The following is a 16,451-nucleotide window of genomic DNA, read 5'->3' as shown; positions in this document are numbered from 1 at the left end:
ATGACTTATTCAGAAGAAATAAAGAAAATTCGTCAGAAATGTTTTTTATCACAAGAAGCATTTGGCCGAGAACTTGGAGTTTCCTTTTCATCAGTAAATAGATGGGAAACCGGAAAGAGTAAGCCAAATATGATTGCTATGAAGAAAATCAAAGATTTTTGCGAATCACATGAATTAGATTTTAACAGCTTAGAAAAGGCATGGAATGAAATATAGATAAAACAGGTAGAGAGGTTGTTTAAGATGACACCAGAACAAGAAGCAAGAATTATAATTGATGAAAAATTAAATCAGTCGGGATGGATAATTCAAAACGTATCACAGCTTAATCTTAGTGCGTCCGCAGGTGTAGCAATAAGAGAATTTCCTACCAGCACTGGACCTGTTGATTACGCTCTTTTTGTGGATGGAAACCCAGTAGGTGTTATTGAAGCTAAAAAGAGTTCAGTCGGAGAAAATATTACTACTGTTGAGGAGCAGTCTGCTAGATATGCAAACAGTACCTTCAAGTGGATTAACCATGAATATGAAATTAGATTTGCTTATGAGGCAACTGACAAGCTGATTCGATTTACTGACTATAAGGATATTAAGTATAGATCCCGAAAGGTTTTCTCTTTTCATAGACCGGAATATTTACGTTCTTTGCTTGCTGCACCAGACACAATTCGTAATAATATGAAGAATTTCCCAGAGCTTGATACTACGAGATTTCGTGATTGCCAGATAAATGCTATAAAAAATATGGATAAGTCATTCTCAGAGAACAGACCTCGTGCTCTTGTGCAGATGGCTACTGGTGCTGGAAAGACTTTTACTGCTATTACGGAAGCATATCGATTATTAAAATATGCAAAAATGAATCGAATTCTTTTCCTTGTTGATACTAAAAGTCTTGGAGAACAAGCAGAAAGAGAATTTCTTGCCTATACTCCAAATGATGATACACGCTCTTTTTCACAGTTGTACGGAGTTCGAAGATTAAAGAGTTCATATATACCAAACGATGTACAAATATGCATAAGTACAATCCAGAGAATGTATTCTATTTTAAAAGAGGAAGATATGGATGAATCTGCAGAAGAAGAATCATTCAATGAATATGTAACTGCTGACACTAAAGCTCCTAAAGAAGTTGTTTATAACGAGAAGTATCCACCAGAATTTTTTGACTGTATTATCATTGATGAATGTCACAGATCTATTTACAACGTATGGCAGCAGGTGCTTACATACTTTGATGCTTTTTTAGTTGGACTTACTGCAACACCGGACAAAAGAACATTTGCTTTCTTTGACGAGAATGTTGTCAGCGAGTATCGAAGAGAACAGGCTATTATCGATGGTGTAAATGTCGGAGAGGATATTTTCCTTATTGAAACGGAGGTTTCTCAGAAAGGCGGTCATATTTTAAAAAGGTTAATCGAATACCGTGACCGTTTATCAAGAGAAAAACGCTGGGAACAAATGGACGAGGATGTGGATTACGACAAAAACAAGCTTGATAAAGATGTCGTAAATCCAAGTCAGATAAGAACCATCGTCAAAACTTACAAAGATGCACTGTTTACAACACTGTTTCCAAGAAGAAAAGAAGTTCCTAAGACTCTAATTTTTGCAAAAACGGATAGCCATGCAGATGATATTATCAATATTGTCCGTGAAGAATTTGGAGAAGGAAATGAATTCTGCAAAAAGATAACTTACTCTGTTGAGAATGCTGAAGGTGTTTTAAGTTCATTTAGGAATGACTATTATCCTCGTATTGCAGTTACTGTGGATATGATAGCGACCGGAACAGATGTCAAACCTATTGAATGCTTAATTTTCATGAGAGATGTGCGTAGTAAGAATTACTTTGAACAGATGGTTGGACGAGGAACCAGAACAATCGGTGTAGATGACCTTCAGAAGGTTACTCCTTCTGCTACAGAGAATAAAGACCACTTTGTTATTGTTGATGCAGTCGGTGTTACAAAATCAAAGAAATCGGAAACAAGAAGCCTTGAGCGTAAACCTACTGTTTCAATGAGAGAATTAATGATGAATGTTGCCTTAGGTGATAAGAGCGAAGACACTCTGACATCTCTTGCAAATCGTGTGTCTCGTTTGGATAAGCAGATGACAGAAAAGGAACATAGGGAATTTACAGAGAATGTTGGTGCGTCTGCCCGTAACATTGCAAATAATCTTCTCAATGCATTTGATGAAGATGTAATCAATGATAGAGCAAAAACTATAGCTTCAAGTGGTATTCCGTCTGATGATGATATTGCAAACGCTCAGAAAGAATTAATTAAAGAGGCAACACAGCCTTTCTTTAATTCGGATGTAAGAGATTTCATTGAGAACATTCGCAGGAGCCATGATCAAATCATTGATACCGTTACCCTTGATTCAGTCATCTTTGCAGGCTTTGATTCACAGAAAGAAGAAAATGCAGATAAGGTTATTCAGACATTTAAAGAATTCATTGAAGATAACAAGAATGAGATTATTGCACTTCGCATCATTTACAATGAAGCTTATAAAGACAGACCTATGGTCATTGAGCAACTCAAAGCATTATATGAAAAATTAAAAAAGAAAAATATAACTATTGAGCGTCTATGGGATTGTTATTATATTAAGTATACGGATAAGGTCAAGCGTGGTACTACAGCACAGATTACCGACCTTATCTCAATCATAAGATTTGAAATTGGAGCAACAGACGAACTAACAACATTTTCCGATAAGGTAAATGCCAATTTCAAAGAATGGACGTTCAAGAAAAATGCCGGACATACTCAGTTTACTGAAGAACAAATGGAATGGCTTAGACTAATAAAAGATCACATTATTTCTTCGCTAAGCATTTTAGACGAAGATCTGGATTATACTCCTTTTGACCATAAAGGAGGGCTTCTTGGATTCTATGAGGCGTTCGGCGATAACTATAAAAATATATTAAATGAATTAAATGCCGCATTGGTGGCTTAAGGAGGATACCGAATGGAACTAATTGAATTGGGCACCATCCTTCATATGGAAAAAGGTAAAAAACCACTATCACAAGTAAAAGAACCCACTGAAGGATATCTTCCTTATGTGGATATTAAGGCTTTTGAACAAGGAGTAATAGATAATTACGCATCACCAGAAAAGTCTCTTCTTTGCGAGGAAGGAGATTTGTTGATTGTTGGTGATGGTTCACGTTCGGGTTTGACTGGACGTGCCATTAAAGGGGTTGTAGGTTCGACTCTTTTTAAGATTTATGCGGACGGAGTATCTACAGATTACTTAAGGTACTTTATTGAAAGTAAATATCTATTGTTAAACACAAAAAAGAAAGGCACTGGCACACCACATTTAAATGCAAATATTCTTAAAGAATCTAAAATTTTTGTTCCTTCACTTGAAGAACAAGAACGCATTGTAGCAAGGATTGAAGAATTGTTTTCAGATTTGGATGATGCTGTAAAGACCTTAAAAGCAACACAGCAACAATTGAATTTATATAAACAGGCAGTGCTGAAAGATGCGTTTGAAGGAAAGCTAACTTTTTCTTGGAGAGATAAACATCATAACGAAAATCCAAGAGACGATTTTGAAAGAATAAAACGCAATAATGAAGTTTTTAAGGATACGTCAGGTGATGAAAATGAAATATCTCTCACAATGCCTAAAGAATGGAAGAAAGTTAGATTAGGCGAAGTGTTCGAGGTTCAAGTCGGTGCAACACCTAGTAGACGAGTTCCAGAATATTGGAACGGAAATATTAACTGGGTAAGTAGCGGTGAGGTGCATTTTAACAATATATATTCTACAAGGGAGCAGGTGACAGAAGATGGAATATTACATTCATCCACTAATATACATCCTATTGGTACAGTTATGCTTGCTATGATTGGGGAAGGAAAAACAAGAGGACAGGCAGCTATTCTAAATACCAAAGCTGCCCATAACCAAAATACTGCTGCAATATTAGTATCAGAAACACCTTGTTCGTCCAAATATATTTATTATTTTTTACTTTTGAATTATGAGAACACAAGACGTGTTGGTTCTGGTAATAATCAAAAGGCTCTAAATAAGGAAAGGGTTCGTGCACTACGGTTTCCATTTACATCTTTTAAAGAGCAAGAAGAAATAGTTGCAGAAATCGAATCTCGTTTATCTGTTTTCGATAGCATTGAACAAACCATAGATTGCACACTGTCACAGGCAGAGGCACTGAGACAAAGTATTCTAAAACAAGCATTTGAAGGGAGACTAATATAATGGCAAATGAAAATTCATCAGCAATCATCTCCAAAGTCTGGGGAATGTGTAACCCTCTTAGAGATGACGGAGTCTCTCACGGAGACTACTTGGAACAATTAACCTATCTGCTTTTTCTCAAAATGGCAGACGAGTATTCAAGACCGCCTTATAACAGAGATGCAGGTATTCCAGAAGGATACCAATGGAAAGACCTTAACTCTCTTAAAGGTGCTGAACTTGAGGAACAATATAAAAACACTTTAGAAACACTTGGTGAAAAACCTGGTATGCTCGGACAGATTTTTAAAGGAGCAACCAATAAGATTAGTAATGCTGCAATTCTCTATCGAGTTGTTCAAATGATTGAAAGCGAAAAATGGGTAGCAATGTCTTCCGATGTCAAAGGTGAAATCTACGAAGGACTATTACAGAAAAACGCTGAAGATATCAAAAGTGGTGCCGGACAATACTTTACTCCTCGTCCTTTGATTAAGGCAATGGTTGAATGTATTGCACCTGAGCCAATGAAAACCATTGCAGACCCTTGTTGTGGCAGCGGTGGTTTTTTCCTTGCTTCTCAGTCATACATTTCTGATCCGAATAATTATACGCTAGACAGAGAGCAAAAAGCATTCTTAAAAGATCATACTTTCTATGGAAACGAGATTGTTGGTGCAACTTTCAAGACAGCTTTAATGAACCTATATCTGCATAACATAGGAGATATTTACACAGAAGCTCCAATTACTCTTGGAGATGCGTTACTAACAGACCCTGGCTATCGTGTGGATTATGTATTAACTAATCCGCCATTTGGAAAGAAATCATCTATCACTTTTACAAATGAATACGGTGAGCAAGAAGATGAAGATCTTGTATATAATCGTCAGGACTTTTGGACGTCAAGTTCCAATAAACAGCTTAATTTTATTCAGCATATCAACACGATTTTGAAATCTACAGGTAAAGCTGCAGTGGTTCTTCCGGATAATGTTTTGTTCGAGGGAGGTGCGGGAGAAATTATTCGAAAGAAACTTCTTGAAACAACAGAACTTCATACTATTCTTAGACTACCTACAGGAATTTTCTATAAACCAGGTGTAAAAGCTAATGTATTATTCTTTGATAAAAGGCCTGCAAGTCCTGAAAGACAGACAAAGGAAATATGGATATACGATTTCCGAACCAATGTACATTTTACTTTGAAACAACATCCAATGACTGATGCAGATTTACAGGATTTCATAAGATGCTATAATCCATCTAATCGTCACGAACGCACCGAAACTTGGTCAGAAAACAATCCAGACGGACGCTTTAGAAAGTTTAGCGTTGAAGAAATATTGGAACGTGATAAGACAAGTCTTGATATCTTTTGGATTAAGGATAAGTCGCTCGCTGACCTTGATAATCTTCCTTCTCCAGATGAATTGGCAGAAGACATTATAGAAAACTTGCAGAGTGCCTTAGATAGCTTTAGAGAGTTACAAGCACAGTTGGAAAAGTAAGGATGGTGAAATTATTACGGAAAATAATTATAAAACTTTGGAAACCTCAGTTAAACGCAGCTATGCAAGTGTCGTATGGTCGCATAAAATTCAAGAGAAGCAATGCGATATTTACACAAGGCAGTATAAGCTTTTAGAAACACTTAATATTATTGCCGCATCTGCAACATCGGTTGGTATATTATCATTGATATTCACTAATCAATTTTGGATTAAAATAATATCTGCAATATTATCGTTTGTTACAATATTTGTCAGTGCTTATTTTAAATCGTTTGATTTACATCAGATGACACTAAGTAATAAAGATACAGCAAATAAGCTGCTATGTATTCGTGACCAATTGTATTTAATCATTTTAAAAATACACATGGGGTGTGATTCGGTAAATAATTTGCTAACACAGTACGAGGACGTACTTAAAGAATTAGATAAAATATATCAATCTGCTCCGAATACTACGAATAAAGCGGTGAAATTGGCAAGAAAGGCATTAAATGTAGATAAGGATAACAGTTTTTCTGAAGATGAAATAAATGCCTTCCTTCCAGATGAGCTGAGAATGGAGGAAAAACATGAGTGATTTAGTTTGTAAGCACGGAGAGATTATAGCTTTAGATACTAGGCGTAAAATTTCTCAAAGATATCACACTGTTACAAAAGCGATTAATAAAGAGTTTTGGAATAGTTTCAGTGACACTGCAAATAGTTTGTATGTCGGTTCATATGGAAGAGGTACAGCAATAGATACAAGCGATTTAGATATTTTAGTGTGCCTTCCAGAATCAGAATATAATCGTTATGATGTGATGAAAGGTAATGGTCAATCAAGATTGTTACAAAGTGTTAAGAACGCAATATTAGATGTATATCCTAGAAGTGATGTACGAGCTGATGGGCAAGTAGTAAAAACTAATTTCTCAGATGGAATGAAATTTGAAATATTACCTGCATTCAAGGTGTTTGATTGGTTTGGTAATTGGACTGGCACATATAGATATCCAGATACAAATATGGGTGGAAATTGGAAATCTACAAATCCTAAAGCTGAACAAGATGCTATATCAAATAAAAACAAGAGTAGTAACGGCCTGCTGTATGACACTTGTAAACATATTCGTAGGATAAGAGATAACCATTTTAGCAGTTACCATTTATCGGGAATTGTGATTGACAGTTTTGTTTATCACGCTATCGGAGGATGGCAATGGACTGAACCCGGAAGTTCTTCTGCATCAAGAGGTTCATATGAGCAGGTATTGATTGATTATTATAATAGTCACCTTGCATGGGGATTTCCTATCAATGCACCAGGAAGCAATGACTCAGTTTCTACTGATACAAGCATTGAATGTTTAAAAAAGGTTCTTGATTATATGGTTAAATAAGAAATGACCACACTGGAGTAAATCAATACTCTAGTGTGGTCGTTTTGTTTTGAGTTTCGTTTGAAGGCTACACTTAAAAATAGTTATTTTATCAAATCCCTAAGTGAGCCTCATAAATGTGCGAGTTCTTTTTTTATGTAGCAGATATAAAATACAGTTATATTTCAATATAATCCCAAAGCTCGGAAACAAGTTTCTCTGTAAAGCCCTTGCACAAAAGAAGCTCGTTAGGGCTTTCGTAATAGGATATAAGCTCACGAAGTTCTATGACAGCATTCGCCTTGTCAATATCAATTAGCAGCTTGTCTGATATCTCCTGAGCGTCAGCCTTGTTTATGTTCACTTTCTGCCTGACTTTCTCAGTAGTTTCAGCCGTTGTAACAGTTTGCTCCTCTGTGACCGGAGGCTCTGTTACAGTATCAGCAGGGATTTCTGTCTGAACAGGCTGAGTTTCTGCGGCTTTCGTTTCCTGTGGCATATCATGGTAGTCTGCGCTGTCAACATAAAAATAGCCTTTGAGAAGTGCAAGTGTAGAGTCTCCGATGCCGTTTACTTCAAGAAGCATATCCATGTTACTGATAACACCAACTCTGTCACGATATGCTATTATCCTGTCGGCTGTTACCTCGCCTATGCCGCTCACCGCCATGAGCATTTCCTTGTCAGCCTTGTTTATGTCAGCAGGAAAGCTGTATTCCTCTTTGGTTTCAGCAATACTGCTTGTGACGGCTTTTGATGTCACTGTTTTCTTTGTGGTGTGTGCCTTTGCAGTCTTGCTAATGACCTTTTCACTGCCTGAATTGTCCACCTTGTCAGCCTGAGAGCTGTCAGCAGGCGGTGTGAGTATCACCACATCATCACGCTGTGGTCTGTTAACAAGTGCAGAAGCGATCGCTGTAGTAATGGCGACCGCAACTGCGATCACGCCTACAAAAAGTTTTATTCTGCTTGTTTTTGCTTTTGAAGCATCATTTTCTGTCACATTCGATTTTTCGTCTTTGTTGCTGTCTAACTTGCTGTCCATAATTGGTTATTTTTCTGCAAGCATTTCGTTGAGATTTTCCACCATTTCTGACATCTTCGCTCTTGTGATGTCAGGAACATTTGCAAATGTAACAAGGGTTCTCAGTGGCATATCTCTTATCATTGCTTCCATCATTTCCTTTGCAGAAGCGCCAAGATCGTCGGAAGCCGTGTCGCCAAAACCGCAGTCTATTTGGCTTAAAATGTCCTCGAACATAGCTCTGCCCTCTGGGATAGAATTTATCTCGCCACAGGTGGTGTTCAAGGTGAAATGCACTGGGAGTTTTGTATCTGAAGATACATAAACAGAAGTCGAAAGTCTGATATCTCTTGAAGAAGAGCCTGCCTCTATAATAAACTCACCGTATTCAACGAACCAATCGTGTATATCAGGCTCATAGTATGCAAATGAACGCTTATCAAGGTGGAACACAGCCTTTTTGGTCTCGCCAGCTTTAAGGAAAAGCTTTTCAAAGCCCTTAAGCTCACGGACAGGTCTGCGAACTGAGCTTTCCTTGTCTGAAACGTAAAGCTGAACGATCTCCATACCGTCTCTGTCGCCTGTGTTTGTTATGTCCACCATGACCGTCAGGGTCTTGTCGTCTTTTATCTCGTTTTCTGAAACAGTAAGATTGCTGTATTCAAAGGTTGTGTATGAAAGTCCGTGACCAAATGGGAACAGTGGCTTTATGCCCTTTTCATCATAATATCTGTAGCCCACGAAAATTCCCTCGGCATAGTCAACATCGTCCATATTTCCCGGGAAATTAAGATAAGAAGGATTATGTGAAAGCTTTTCAGGGAAAGTTTCCGCAAGCTTTCCGCTAGGGTTAGCTTCGCCAAAAAGCAGAGCCTTTTCAGCAGTGCCGATGTTCTGTCCGCCAAGATACATTTCAAGTATGCCCTTCACCTTATCTGCAAACGGCATTTCAACAGCCGAGCCGTTGTGGAGAACGATAACAACGTTTTCATTTACCTTAGCAACTTCATCAATAAGCTTGAGCTGACAATCAGGCATTCTCATATGCTTTCTGTCAAAGCCCTCAGACTCAAAGCTTTCGGGCAGACCTGCGAAGATAACGGCAATATCGCTGTTCTTGGCAAGCTCCACAGCTTCATCGAGAAGCTCGTCAACAGTTTCGTCACGGTCTGTGACGAAGCCCTGTGCGTATGTGATATTATCCATGCCCTTGACTGCTTCAAGAGCAGAAGTCACCTTAAATGAATTTATGTGAGAGCTTCCGCCGCCCTGATAACGTGGCTTGTCGGCAAATTCGCCAATGAAAGCTATCTTTGCAGACTTGTCAAGCGGCAGTATCTTATCATCATTTTTGAGCAGTACCGCACATTCGGACTCTATCTTGCCTGCAAGTTCATGCTGTTTTTCTTTATCCCACTTTGTTGCAGGGGCATAGCCGTCCTCGGCTTTCTGAATAAGCGTAAGCACGTTTCTAACAGCCTTGTCAAGGTCTTTCATTGAAAGTGAGCCGTTGTTTACGGCTTCTATGATAAGCTCATCATTTTTGCCGTTGCTGGTAGGCATCTCAAGGTCAAGACCTGCAGCAACGCCAAGAGGTCTGTCATCAACTGCGCCCCAATCGCTAACTACAAGTCCATCATAGCCCCATTCGTTTCTGAGTATATCAGTAAGCAGAAGCTTGTTCTGTGAGGAGTATTCGCCGTTTATGCGGTTGTATGAACACATCACTGTCCAAGGCTTTGCTTCCTTGACTGGTGTTTCAAAGGCACTTAAATATATCTCATGGAACGTTCTCTCATCAACGTTGGCAGAATAGCTCATACGTCTTGTTTCCTGATTGTTCATGGCAAAGTGTTTAAGGGAAGTTCCTACGCCCTTGCTCTGAACGCCCTTTATGTGTGCTGTGGCAAGCTGTGAAGCAAGATAAGGGTCTTCTGAGAAGTATTCAAAGTTTCTGCCGCAAAGTGGTGAACGCTTTATGTTACAGCCGGGACCAAGTATAACGGAAACGTCCTCAGCCTGACACTCCTCGCCAAGAGCCTTGCCGAGAGTTGTAAGCAGCTTTCTGTCAAAAGAGCAGGCAAGTGCGCAGGCACATGGGAAGCATACTGCCTTGATAGCTTCGTTAGGATTGTCTGTATCATCACGCATTTTTCTAAGTCCGTGAGGGCCGTCAGACACCATTATGCTTGGTATATCCAGCCTTTTTATTTCCTCAGTGTGCCAGAAGTCAGAGCCTGAGCACAATGAAGCTTTTTCTTCAAGTGTGAGTTCCTTCAAAATCTTGTCTATGTTCATTGTGAAAACCTCTTTTCTATAAAACTATAGTTTGATTGTAACACAATTTTCTATGAAATTCTATATATTTTGTGCATATTTTACATAAAGTTAATATTATCTTCGATTAGTTTGGTAAGAGCCACCCTGAAATCCTCGTCCTGCTGTTTGGTGCGCTTTGGCGGACCTTTGAGCCTGCCACCGCTTCTGCGTATCTTCTTTGCAGTATGTCTTGATAGAAGCAGTGCGTCAATGTTGGAGCTGTCATATATCCTGCCGTTCTGGTCCAGAGCAAGGACGTTTCTTGCAAGACACATTGCCGCAAGACCATAATCCTGCGTCACGGCAATATCGCCCTTTAGAGCGATGTTCACAAGCTTCATGTCTGCACTGTCTGCACCCTTGTCGACAGTTATCACTTGTGCATAGTCAGAGCTGAAAATATGCGAGCTGTCGCAAACTATGATACATTCAAGCCCATGGCTTTTGCTTATAGAAACTGAGATATTCGTAACAGGACAGCCGTCAGCGTCTATAAGTATCCTCACGCCTTGCCGCCTTCTATACAAAATGTAGATTCCATATCTGCAATGTGGGTCGCCAGTGCGAGGGGATACATTTCAAGGGCAAGACCGATACTGTTCTTGTTTTCTTCTCCTGAAAAGCCCATGTGCCAGCGTATAGCCATGGCTTCCTCACGGGTCAGTCGCATATAGCTGCTTACTATGTAGACCGACTTTTCGCCGTGACCATATGGCAGTGTTTCGTGAAATTCATAGTATGGGACTTTCTCCCACACGCCCTGTTCGTTCTTGGCGTTGCGGTAGCTTACTCTGTAAAGATTTACCTTGCAGATGTCATGAAGCAGTGAAACGATAGCAATGCTCTCGTCAGAGTATTCCATGTTGTAATCTTCCTTTACACGCTCACGCTCCAGATAGCTTTTCAGGCACTCATAAACGTGTATGCTGTGTTCGCACAAGCCACCCTCGTATGCTCCGTGGTATCTTGTAGAAGCAGGTGCAACAAAGAAGTCGCTGCTTTCTGAAAGCAGATAATTGAGCAGCTTTTCCGAACCCGGGCGCTTTATGTTTTCTGTGTAGATCTCAACGAATTTGTCTTTAAGTTCTGTTACCTTTGACATAGTTGACCTCCTGTAAAAATATTATATTATGATAAGCTTTAGCGTTTTAGTTTTACCAAACTAATTATAACATATTTTTTGTAAGATTAACAGTACTTTTCGCTAATTTTTGCATTTGCTATTGCTTTTTCATGCAAAATATGCTATGATATATTATATTTATGTGGATATGGTTTGGAAAAATATAAGAAATTTAATGATTTTTAACAAATGAGAATGAAAGGAGTTGCTTATACATGTGCGGAATAGTAGGCTATGTGGGAAAAAAGGATTGTACAAAGGTGCTGCTTGACTCACTGTCAAAGCTTGAATACAGAGGTTATGACTCAGCAGGAATAGCTGTTTTTGAGAACGATGCTATCAAGACAAAAAAGACAAAGGGCAGACTTGCTGACCTTGAAGAAAAGCTTAAAAGAGAGGGCTGGCTCAACGGTACTTGCGGTATAGGTCACACACGCTGGGCTACACACGGCGAGCCGTCTGATATAAATTCACACCCTCACGGAAATGCGAATATTTCTATCGTTCATAATGGTATCATTGAAAACTACAGAACTATCAAGGATTTTCTGCTGAAAAAGGGATATATCTTTGAATCTCAGACAGATACAGAAACAGTTGCAAAGCTTCTTGATTATTATTATGAGGGCGACCCTATGGCGACAATACAGAAGGTTCTTGCTGAGATAGAGGGTTCATATGCTCTCGGCATCATATTCAAGGATTTTCCAAGAAGAATATATGCAGTAAGAAAGGATTCTCCTCTTATCGTTGCAGTTGGCGAGGACGAAGCTTTTATAGCTTCTGATGTGCCTGCAATACTGAAATATACGAAGAATTACTATCTTCTTGACGAGAACGAGATAGCTGTTCTTGACGATGGCAAGGTGGGGTTTTTTGACGTTCACGGAATGCCAGTTGAGAAAGAGATGCTCGTTGCTGACTTTGATATGGAAGCCGCTGAGAAAGGCGGATATGCTCACTTTATGCTCAAAGAGATTCACGAACAGCCAACAGCCATAAAAACAACTATCACACCAAGAATAGTTGACGGTATGCCAAACCTTGAAGAGTGTGGTCTTACATATGACAGACTCAAGGGCTATAACAACATCTTCGTTGTTGCCTGCGGTACTGCTATGCACGCAGGTCTTGTGGGCAAGTATGTGCTTGAAAAGATTGGCAGGGTGCCTGTTACAGTGGATATGGCTTCCGAGTTCAGATACAGAGATCCTATCATTGCAAAGGGAGATCTTGTTATTCTTGTTTCACAGTCAGGAGAAACAGCCGATACTCTCGCAGCCCTTAGAATGGCTAAGGAGAGAGGTGCTGAAACACTTTCTATCGTAAACGTAAAAGGTTCGTCTATCGCAAGAGAGTCTGATATGGTGCTTTACACCCATGCAGGCCCTGAGATATCTGTAGCTTCCACAAAGGCTTATATAGTTCAGCTTTCTGTGTTCTATCTGCTGAGCTTTGCTATAGCATACGCTCACGGGGCTATCTCAAAAGAGGAGTGCATGAGACTTACAGCAGAGCTTCAGAACGTTCCTAATATGCTTGAAGTTGTTCTTAAAACACCTGATAATTGTCAGTATGTTGCTTCACAGCTTGTAAACAAGGAAAATCTTCTTTATATCGGCAGAGGTCTTGACTATGCGCTTTCTATGGAAGGCTCATTGAAGCTTAAGGAGATATCATATATCCACTCTGAGTCGTATGCCGCAGGCGAGCTTAAGCATGGCACTATCTCACTGGTAACGAACAATATGCCTGTTATCGCAGTTGCAACACAAAGAGAGCTTCTTGACAAGACCATAAGCAACGTCAAGGAGGTCAAGGCAAGAGGAGCATACGTTGTCCTTGTTACTCACGGATATATCAACGTTGATGATGAGGTGGCAGATTATAAGATCGGTCTGCCGACAATAGACGATCTGCTCATGCCTATGCTGACAGTGGTTCCTTTGCAGCTTATCGCTTACTATACCTCAGTTCTCAGAGGCAATGATGTTGATAAGCCGAGAAATCTTGCAAAATCAGTTACAGTTGAATAAAATACAGGGCAATCCGCAAAGGGTTGCCCTTGCTGTTTGAAAAGGAGTTTATTATGAGCAAATACAGATATTTTGTTTTCGATTTTGACCTTACTCTTGCAGACTCTTCCGAGGGCATTCTGGAGTGCTTTAAGCACGTTTTGAAAGAGTTTGGTTATCCGCCAAAGGACGACAGGACTATCTACAACACCATAGGCATGACCCTTGTTGACGCTTTCGACCTGCTGACAGATATGCCTGACAATCCTCAGCGTGAGGATATGCGCAAGGCGTATGTAAAAAAGGCAGACGAGGTAATGGTGAAGAAAACATATTTTTATGACGATACTATCGCAATTTTGCAGACCTTGCAGAACGCAGGGGTAAAAGTCGGCATAGTTTCCACGAAATATCGCTATAGGATAGTCAATACTTTCAATGGGCAGGCAGGCTCTTTGCCTGTGGATATCATAGTTGGAGGCGAGGACGTCACAAGGGCAAAGCCTGACCCGCAGGGACTTGACCTGATAATAGAGCGTTTCGGTGCGGATAAATCGGACGTGCTTTATATAGGCGACAGCTACATCGACGCTGAAACTGCACTCAATTCAGGGGTGGATTTTGCAGGAGTAACAACTGGCTCTACCACTAAAGAGGATTTTGAAAAATACCCTCATATCTATATCGGCTCGTCGCTGTTGGACATATTTCAGAATATATAAATTTTAAGTAAATATAATTTTAAATAAATGTGAAAAACTATTGCTATTTACGGAGCTTGATGTTATAATATAATTTGATGTACTATGTTAAGTACCAAGCGGATAACATAAATATTATTATATGAAAGGACGGGTATGCTATGATAAAAAGCATGACCGGTTTCGGCAGAGAGCATATCGTGGCAAACGGCAGAGAGATAATCGTTGAGATTCGCTCTGTAAACCACAGATATTATGAATTTACTTCGAGAACTCCGAGAGCCTACGGCTATCTTGATGAAAAGCTGAAAGGCTTTCTTAAAAGCGGTATTTCCCGTGGCAAGGTAGAGGCGTCTGTTTCTATCTATAATCAGGAGGGTACTGACGCTGAGATAGAGCTTAACAAGGCTGTTGCAAAGGGCTATCTTGACGCACTGAGAGGTGCGGCTGACGAGCTTGACCTTGATGACGATATAACACTGTCACATATCATGAAGCTTCCTGATGTGTTCACAGTTGTTAAGAAAACAGATGATGAGGAAGTAATCTGGAACGAGGTCAAGGACGTGGCTCAGGTGGCGTTGGACAGATTTGTTCAGATGCGTGAAACTGAGGGCGTCAAGATGTATGACGATATCAGCGGCAGACTTGATTATATCGAGGAAACTGTGGGCAAGATAGAAGATCAGTCACCTAGCGTTACTGAAAGCTACAGAGAAAGACTTTATGCAAAGATAAAGGAAACTCTCGGCGATAAGGACATAGACGAGCAGAGGATACTTACAGAAGTGGCTATTTTCGCCGATAAGGTGGCAATAGACGAGGAAACAGTAAGGCTCAGAAGCCATATCTCACAGTTCAGAGGGCTTATCAAGTCGGACGAGCCTGTGGGAAGAAAGCTTGACTTCCTTGTGCAGGAGCTTAACCGTGAGGTGAATACTATCGGCTCAAAGGCTAACGACCTCACTATCACAAAAATGGTGGTGGATCTTAAGGCTGAGATCGAAAAGATCAGAGAGCAGATACAGAATATCGAATAACGGCGGTGTGAGATATGCAGCTTATTAATATCGGTTTTGGAAATATGGTGTCCTCCGCAAGGGTCATTGCCATAGTTTCCCCTGAGTCTGCGCCTATAAAGCGTATCATTCAGGAAGCTAAGGATAAGGGTACTCTTATAGACGCCACCTACGGCAGAAGAACAAGAGCGGTGCTTATTATGGACAGCGACCATGTGGTGCTGTCGGCAGTTGCACCTGAAACTGTAGGCGGACGTGCCGCTGTTGACGAGGAGGACGATGACAATGTATAAGAACAATGCAAAGCTGTTTGTTATATCAGCTCCCTCAGGCTGTGGCAAGGGAACTATACTTGCAGAGGTCTTTAAAAACAGAGATGTGTTCTATTCTATATCCTGCACTACAAGAAAGCCCAGAGAGGGCGAAAAGGACGGCGTTCATTATCATTTTATAAGCGATGACAGCTTTAAGAAAATGATAGACAGCGGTGAATTTCTTGAACACGCAGGCTATGTTGGTCATTATTACGGAACGCCAAAGAAGCCTGTTCTCGCTAATCTTGAGCAGGGCAGAGATGTTATACTTGAAATTGAAACTAACGGTGCGTTTCAGGTGAAGAAAGCCTTTCCTGAAGCTGTGCTGATGTTTATACTTCCACCATCTGTTAAGGAGATAGACAGACGGCTTAGAAAGCGTGGAACTGAGTCTGATGATGTTATTGCTGACCGTGTAAGTCAGGCTGCCGGTGAGATCGGCAAAGCCGGCGGTTATGATTATGTGATAATGAACGACGGACTAGAGGACGCTGTGGAAGATTTTGTTGCAGTTATGAACTCCGTGAAAGCCGAAGACGGCAAGGCGGATAAATTCAGATCAGAAAATGATGATACAAAGAAATTAATTGACGAGGTGCTTAATTATGATGCTTAGACCGGCCGTAAGCCAGATTTTGAAGAACAATGAAAGCTATTATTCTCTAGTTATTGCAGTTGCAAAGAGAGCAAGAGAGATCACAAGTGACGCTTTTGACAACAAGCTTGTGCTTGATGAAAAGCCAGTAAAGACAGCAGTTGACGAGCTTTATAATGGCGAATACAAAATAATCGAGGATCCAAGCCTCAGAAAATAAT

At 40.2% G+C, this 16,451-nt stretch carries 16 protein-coding genes; 12 read left to right on the top strand and 4 right to left on the bottom strand.

Annotated elements, in window-relative coordinates; genetic code table 11:
* From DW793_RS02695 to DW793_RS02665, 6 genes are read left to right on the top strand one after another with little or no spacing between them, the layout of a single operon-like run.
* Complete coding sequence (locus DW793_RS02695) at positions 1–216, top strand: helix-turn-helix domain-containing protein (RefSeq protein WP_118124184.1); 216 nt, start codon at positions 1–3, stop codon at positions 214–216.
* Between the two features lie 27 nt (positions 217–243).
* Positions 244–2,982, top strand: coding sequence for a type I restriction endonuclease subunit R (locus DW793_RS02690; protein WP_118124185.1), 2,739 nt, complete (start codon positions 244–246; stop codon positions 2,980–2,982).
* Positions 2,983–2,994: 12 nt separating this feature from the next.
* Positions 2,995–4,263: a restriction endonuclease subunit S gene (locus DW793_RS15050; protein WP_252969627.1), complete on the top strand. Its 1,269-nt coding sequence runs from the start codon at positions 2,995–2,997 to the stop codon at positions 4,261–4,263.
* Positions 4,263–5,753 (top strand): class I SAM-dependent DNA methyltransferase, encoded by a 1,491-nt coding sequence (locus tag DW793_RS02675; RefSeq protein WP_118124186.1) that lies wholly within the window; start codon positions 4,263–4,265, stop codon positions 5,751–5,753. Before DW793_RS15050 ends, DW793_RS02675 begins: the two co-directional genes overlap by 1 nt.
* Before the next feature lie 37 nt (positions 5,754–5,790).
* Positions 5,791–6,336, top strand: a complete 546-nt coding sequence (locus DW793_RS02670) for an SLATT domain-containing protein (protein ID WP_181983464.1) — start codon at positions 5,791–5,793, stop codon at positions 6,334–6,336.
* Positions 6,329–7,141, top strand: coding sequence for an SMODS domain-containing nucleotidyltransferase (locus tag DW793_RS02665; protein ID WP_118124188.1), 813 nt, complete (start codon positions 6,329–6,331; stop codon positions 7,139–7,141). The genes DW793_RS02670 and DW793_RS02665 overlap by 8 nt, the downstream gene beginning before the upstream one ends.
* 157 nt (positions 7,142–7,298) lie before the next feature.
* Here DW793_RS02665 and DW793_RS02660 read toward each other — a convergent pair whose 3' ends face one another.
* The 4 genes from DW793_RS02660 to DW793_RS02645 form a co-directional block, all read right to left on the bottom strand.
* Positions 7,299–8,165 carry a helix-hairpin-helix domain-containing protein gene (locus tag DW793_RS02660; RefSeq protein WP_118156988.1) on the bottom strand — a complete coding sequence of 289 codons (867 nt, stop codon included), beginning with the start codon at positions 8,163–8,165 and terminating at the stop codon, positions 7,299–7,301.
* A gap of 6 nt (positions 8,166–8,171) precedes the next feature.
* The gene (locus DW793_RS02655) at positions 8,172–10,442 is read right to left on the bottom strand and encodes a glycoside hydrolase family 3 C-terminal domain-containing protein (protein WP_118156987.1); all 2,271 of its coding nucleotides are present in this window, start codon (positions 10,440–10,442) and stop codon (positions 8,172–8,174) included.
* Positions 10,443–10,522: 80 nt separating this feature from the next.
* A complete protein-coding gene (locus DW793_RS02650) occupies positions 10,523–10,969 on the bottom strand; it encodes a YaiI/YqxD family protein (RefSeq protein WP_118156986.1) in 447 nt (148 codons plus the stop codon).
* Entirely contained in the window at positions 10,966–11,565 is a 600-nt protein-coding gene (locus DW793_RS02645) for a hydrolase (protein WP_117924342.1), read from the bottom strand. Before DW793_RS02645 ends, DW793_RS02650 begins: the two co-directional genes overlap by 4 nt.
* Positions 11,566–11,801: 236 nt before the next feature.
* Between DW793_RS02645 and glmS the strand changes: the two genes are divergently transcribed.
* From glmS to rpoZ, 6 genes are all read left to right on the top strand, one after another.
* On the top strand, positions 11,802–13,622 hold the full coding sequence (gene glmS, locus DW793_RS02640; protein WP_118156985.1) for a glutamine--fructose-6-phosphate transaminase (isomerizing): 1,821 nt from the start codon (positions 11,802–11,804) through the stop codon (positions 13,620–13,622).
* Positions 13,623–13,675: 53 nt separating this feature from the next.
* Complete coding sequence (locus DW793_RS02635; RefSeq protein ID WP_118156984.1) at positions 13,676–14,323, top strand: HAD family hydrolase; 648 nt, start codon at positions 13,676–13,678, stop codon at positions 14,321–14,323.
* A gap of 140 nt (positions 14,324–14,463) precedes the next feature.
* Positions 14,464–15,342: a YicC/YloC family endoribonuclease gene (locus DW793_RS02630; protein WP_022287841.1), complete on the top strand. Its 879-nt coding sequence runs from the start codon at positions 14,464–14,466 to the stop codon at positions 15,340–15,342.
* Positions 15,343–15,356: 14 nt separating this feature from the next.
* Positions 15,357–15,614, top strand: coding sequence for an extracellular matrix/biofilm regulator RemA (gene remA, locus DW793_RS02625; RefSeq protein ID WP_022287842.1), 258 nt, complete (start codon positions 15,357–15,359; stop codon positions 15,612–15,614).
* On the top strand, positions 15,607–16,251 hold the full coding sequence (gene gmk, locus DW793_RS02620) for a guanylate kinase (protein ID WP_022287843.1): 645 nt from the start codon (positions 15,607–15,609) through the stop codon (positions 16,249–16,251). Before remA ends, gmk begins: the two co-directional genes overlap by 8 nt.
* Positions 16,241–16,450 (top strand): DNA-directed RNA polymerase subunit omega, encoded by a 210-nt coding sequence (gene rpoZ, locus DW793_RS02615; protein ID WP_022287844.1) that lies wholly within the window; start codon positions 16,241–16,243, stop codon positions 16,448–16,450. Before gmk ends, rpoZ begins: the two co-directional genes overlap by 11 nt.
* The last annotated feature ends 1 nt before the right edge of the window (position 16,451 follow it).

It is taken from the genome of Ruminococcus sp. AM31-15AC (assembly GCF_003462045.1).
GTDB classification, from domain to species: Bacteria; Bacillota; Clostridia; order Oscillospirales; family Ruminococcaceae; genus Hominimerdicola; species Hominimerdicola aceti.
This window is presented reverse-complemented; position numbering and strand designations above follow the sequence as displayed.